This window comes from Trebonia sp. (assembly GCF_030042015.1).
In the GTDB taxonomy this organism is placed as follows: Bacteria; Actinomycetota; Actinomycetes; order Streptosporangiales; family Streptosporangiaceae; genus Trebonia.
In genome coordinates, this window is sequence record NZ_JASIAL010000115.1 from 1 (window position 1) to 4,988 (window position 4,988).

The following is a 4,988-nucleotide window of genomic DNA, read 5'->3' on the forward strand; positions in this document are numbered from 1 at the left end:
GCAGCAGCACCGGGCAGGTCAGCGCGGACACGTGCCCGATCGGCGACCGCGCCTCGTACAGCGCGTCGGCCTCGGGCAGCGGCCCGATCAGCCCGTCCAGGTACCTGGACTCGAAGTCGTGCGTGGTCGCCGCGAACGGCCGCAGGTCGGAGACCCCGAAGTAGGACACCGCCGCCGCGAACACGGGCGCGGGAACCGGGCGGCTTCCGCCGTCGGGCGAGCACAGGGCGCTGGTCACCGCGGCAAGCGCGGTCCAGCCGCCGGCCGAGCCGCCCTTGATCGCCAGCCGCCGCCTGTCCGCCTCGCCTGATCCGGCGAGCGCGAGCGCGGCGTTGATCGCGTCGGCCACGTCCACCACGCCCCACTGGCCGCGCAGCCGCTCCCGGTACGCCCGCCCGTACCCGGTGGAGCCGCCGTAGTTCACGTCGATCACCCCGATGCCGCGGCTGGTGAAGTAGGCGATCTCCAGGCTGAGCACGGGCACCGCGTTCGACGTCGGGCCGCCGTGCACATGCACCAGGAACGGCGGCAGCTCCCCGTCCGGGGCGGTCGCGTCCGGGTTGGCGGGCGGGTAGACCAGCGCATGGACCACGGGTCCGTTCGGAGTGGCGGAAAGCTGTACCTGGCGCGGGTCGGACAGGTACGCGGGGTCGGGTGCGGCTACGGCCTGCTGTCGCAGCACCTCGGTCGGGCCGCCCGGCCAGGGCGGCGTGGTCAGGACCACGCTCCACGGGATGCGCGGCCCGCCGGCCACGGCCGCGATCGCCGTGCCGGAAACGGCCAGCGCGCCCTCGACGACGCGGAACTCCCAGTCCGCGTCGGTCAGCGTCCCGCTCGCCGGGTCGAGCACCGACAGGCGCAGCTCGCCGAGGCCGTGCGCCACGGCGAGCCTGCCGTCGCCGAGTATCCCGAACGGGCGCCCGCCGAGCCACCACAGCGGTTCGGCGAACTCCTCCGCGCGCGGGCACAGCGGCCGCGGCCGCGCGACCGCGCCGGCGGCCCCTGCGACCGCGGCGACCTGGTACAGGTTCCAGAAGCCCGAGGCGTCCGAGACCGCGTACAGGCTCTCGTCGTCGCGCCAGGCCGGCGCCAGTACCGACTCTTCCGGGCCGCCCATGACCAGCGTGGCGTCCGCCACCGTCCCGCCCGTCGCCGGGCCGACGCGCAACTCCGTGCCGTCCCAGGGCATGCGCGGGTGGTCCCAGTTGATCCACGCCAGCTTCGTGCCGTCCGGCGACGGCGCGGGGTAGGCGAAGAAGTCCGCGCCGGTGACCAGGACCCGCGCCGCGTCCGGCGCGCCGGCCGCCGAGCCGTCCAGCGGGACCGCCACGATCGCGCGGCGCACGCCGCCGCCGGAAACCGTCTCCCTGACGCACCAGACCTCACGCCCGTCGGGGGAGAGCACCATGTCCGCGAACCGGAAGCCGCCGTCCGCGGGCGTGAGCGGCCGCGGATCGCCGCCAGGCGCGCCCAGCAGGTAAAGCCGCTGGTCGGTGAAGTTCGCGAACACGAGGTCGTACCCGTCACCCGTTCCCGACGCCGACGGCACCGGCAGGTACGCCCTCCCGCCGTACTCGTGCACCCGCGTGCGCGCGTACCAGGGAGCGGGCAGCAGCTCCCGGGGAGCGGGAGCGCGGCCTCCGCCGCCCCCGCCACGGCCCGAGGCCATGACCGTCACCCGCCCCGCCTCGGCCGGGCGGCTCTCCTGCCACCACACCTCGTCCCCGGCGATCGCCGGGAACGACACCCGTGCCTTCCCGCGCGCCACGTCGGCGGCGCTGATCGGTGACTCCCATGTCCCGTACGGCGCGATTGTCGTCATGGACCTAACCGATATCACGCGCGGGCAGCGCCGCGCGCCCCCACCCCTATCCTGGTCAGGTGGGAGAAGGACGGACCTACGAGATCCGCACCTACGGGTGCCAGATGAACGCGCACGATTCCGAACGCGTCGCCGGGCTCCTGGAGGAAGCCGGATACACGAAGGCGGAACCGGGCGCGACCCCGGACCTCATCGTGTTCAACACCTGCGCCGTGCGGGAGAACGCCGCCGACCGGCTCTACGGCAACCTCGGTCAGCTGCTCCCGGCCAAGAAGGCGCACAAGGACATGCAGATCGCGGTCGGCGGCTGCCTGGCACAGATGGAGCGCGAGCAGATCACGCGGCGCGCCCCCTGGGTGGACGTCGTCTACGGCACGCACAACATCGGCGCCCTCCCCGAACTGCTCGAACGCGCGCGCGCCAGGAACGAGGCGCAGGTCGAGTTCGAGGAGACGCTGACCACGTTCCCGTCGCTGCTGCCCGCCCGCCGCGAGTCCCCGTACTCGGCCTGGGTGTCGATCTCCGTCGGGTGCAACAACACCTGCACCTTCTGCATCGTGCCGTCGCTGCGCGGCCGGGAGAGGGACCGCCGCCCCGGCGACATCCTGGCCGAGATCAAGGCCCTGGTCGGCGACGGCGTCCTCGAGGTCACCCTGCTCGGGCAGAACGTGAACTCCTACGGCGCCGAGTTCGGCGACAGGACCGCGTTCAGCAAGCTGCTGCGCCAGTGCGGCGAGATCGAGGGGCTCGAGCGGGTCCGCTTCACCTCCCCGCACCCGCGCGACTTCACCGACGACGTGATCGAGGCGATGGCGCAGACGGCCAACGTCATGCCCAGCCTGCACATGCCGCTGCAGTCGGGCTCGGACGCGATCCTGCGGGCGATGCGCCGCGCCTACCGCCGCGGCCGCTACCTGGCGATTCTGGACAACGTGCGCCGCCACATCCCGCACGCGGCGATCACCACCGACATCATCGTCGGCTTCCCCGGCGAGACGGACGCCGACTTCGAGGACACCCTCGACCTCGTCCGCCAGGCCAGGTTCGCCAGCGCGTTCACGTTCCGCTACTCGATCCGCCCAGGGACCCCGGCCGCGTCGATGGACGGCCAGGTGCCGGCCGGCGTGGTCCAGGAGCGCTACGACCGGCTGGTCGGGCTGGTCGAGGAGGTCTGCGCCGGAGAGAACGCGCGGCTGCACGCGGCCACCGTCGAGATCCTCGTCGCCGAGGGCGAGGGCCGCAAGGACGCCGCCACGCACCGCATGTCCGGCCGCGCGCGGGACAACCGCCTCGTGCACTTCGCGCCGCACGTCACGCGCCCGCGCCCTGGGGACATCGTCACCACCACGGTCACCGGCACGGCGCCGCACTACCTGATCGCGGACGGCGAGCCGCTGTCCGTCCGCCGCACCCGCGCCGGCGACGCCTGGGAGGGGCGCCAGCTTGCGCCCGCGGCCACAGCCCCCGCACCAGCCACCCCAGCGGCGACACCGATCTTGCTCGGCATGCCAGCCCGCCGCGGCTGACCCCGGCCATGCTGGTCGCCGTCGTCGGCGCCACCGCCACCGGCAAGTCCGACCTGGCGGTCAGCCTCGCGCGCGCCCTCGACGGCGAGGTCGTCAACGCCGATTCGATGCAGCTCTACCGCGGCATGGACATCGGCACCGCCAAGCTGTCCCTGGCCGAGCGCCAGGGCATCCCGCACCACCTGCTTGACGTGTGGGACGTGACAAAGGCCGCCAGCGTGGCCGACTACCAGGTCCTCGCCGACCGGGTCATCGCCGGCATCGAGGCCCGCGGCAAGGTCCCCGTGCTGGCCGGCGGATCCGGCCTCTACGTCAGGGCCGCGCTCGGCGACCTGAACTTCCCCGGCACCGACGAACGGCTCAGGCAGCGCCTGGAAGCCGAACTGTCCGCCCGCGGCCCGTCCCCCCTCTACGCACGGCTGCGAGCGCAGGACCCGCGGGCCGCGGCCGCGATCCTCCCGTCCAACGGACGGCGGATCGTGCGGGCGCTTGAGGTGATCGAGCTGTCCGGCCGCCCGTTCAGCGCGACCCTCCCGGGCTACGACGCCGCGCGCTCCCGGCCGGCGGCGCAGATCGGCCTGTCGGTGCCCCGCCCGGAGCTCGACCGCCGCATCGAGGCGCGCGTCGACCGCATGTGGGCGTCCGGCTTCGAGGCCGAAGTCCGCGGGCTCGCCGGCCGCGGCCTGCGCGAAGGCAAGACCGCGAGCCGCGCGCTCGGCTACCAGCAGATGCTGCGCTACCTCGACGGCGAGTGCACGCTGGAGCAGGCGCGCGAGGAGACCGTGCGCGCCACGCGCCGGTTCGCCCGCCGCCAGGAGTCATGGTTCCGCCGCGACCCGCGCATCAGCTGGATCGAGGGGGCAGGGGAGGAGCTGACCGCCCGCGCCCGCGCTGTCCTCACTCCTATCCCGAACGAACCGTCAGTCCCCCCGGCCGGCTGACCGTCTGCCCAGCGCGGTTCCTGCACGCCCCGCACGCGGCCGGCTACCGGTGGCCGGCTAGCACGTCCGGGTGGTTCATCGCTCTGCGTAACCTCCGCCGCCGGCTCGCGCACGCTGGCTGAGAACCGCGTGGCATACGGCGTTCCAGTGGCTCCAGCGAACTATCGACTCGTTTGAACATTCGATAGCCCTACTGGGCTATATATAACGAAAAGCCATTTTGGGTGTTTCTGTGCTGTAACGCTAGGAGCCGAGTGATTTGTCAGGCCCGGCGAGAGGTCACCCGCGTGACCGCGTAGCCGGGCGCGGAACGGCGTTAGGCACTTCTTGACTCCAGGCGGCAGGCGGAACGGCACCCCGGACTTCGGCCACGCCGGACAGCCCGGCGGGCGGCAGTCCGGACGTTACGCCGGCCGGCACTCGGCGAGAACCCGCAAGCCGGCCCGCTGGGCCCGCAAGGCAGCCCCGGCCGCGGTGATAGCCGCAACGCTCGCGGCCGGGGCGGCTGCCTACGGGGCCACGCTGCCGCGCCCGCCCGAGCCGGGCAAGCTCATGGCCGCGCTGTCCGTCCCGATCGAGCAGGAAACCTTCGCCGCCGCCGGGGCAGGCAAGCCCGAGGCCGAGGCCGCGACCAGGACCGGGTCGCGCCGCCCGGCGCGCAGCCATGCCGCGCGGCCGCGCGCCACCGCGTCCGCCAGC

At 73.7% G+C, this 4,988-nt stretch carries 4 protein-coding genes; 3 read left to right on the top strand and 1 reads right to left on the bottom strand.

Going from position 1 to position 4,988, the window contains the following annotated elements; all coding sequences use genetic code 11:
• On the bottom strand, positions 1 to 1,822 hold a 1,822-nt coding region (locus Q1N79_RS05770; RefSeq protein WP_300605345.1), incomplete at its 3' end, for a prolyl oligopeptidase family serine peptidase.
• 59 nt (positions 1,823 to 1,881) lie between these two features.
• Between Q1N79_RS05770 and miaB the strand changes: the two genes are divergently transcribed.
• From miaB to Q1N79_RS05785, 3 genes are all read left to right on the top strand, one after another.
• A complete protein-coding gene (miaB, locus tag Q1N79_RS05775; RefSeq protein WP_300605346.1) occupies positions 1,882 to 3,348 on the top strand; it encodes a tRNA (N6-isopentenyl adenosine(37)-C2)-methylthiotransferase MiaB in 1,467 nt (488 codons plus the stop codon).
• An 8-nt stretch (positions 3,349 to 3,356) separates the two neighbouring features.
• Positions 3,357 to 4,289: a tRNA (adenosine(37)-N6)-dimethylallyltransferase MiaA gene (miaA, locus tag Q1N79_RS05780; RefSeq protein WP_300605348.1), complete on the top strand. Its 933-nt coding sequence runs from the start codon at positions 3,357 to 3,359 to the stop codon at positions 4,287 to 4,289.
• Positions 4,290 to 4,763: 474 nt separating this feature from the next.
• Positions 4,764 to 4,988, top strand: a 225-nt coding sequence (locus tag Q1N79_RS05785) for a hypothetical protein (protein ID WP_300605350.1), incomplete at its 3' end; no start/stop codon positions are given.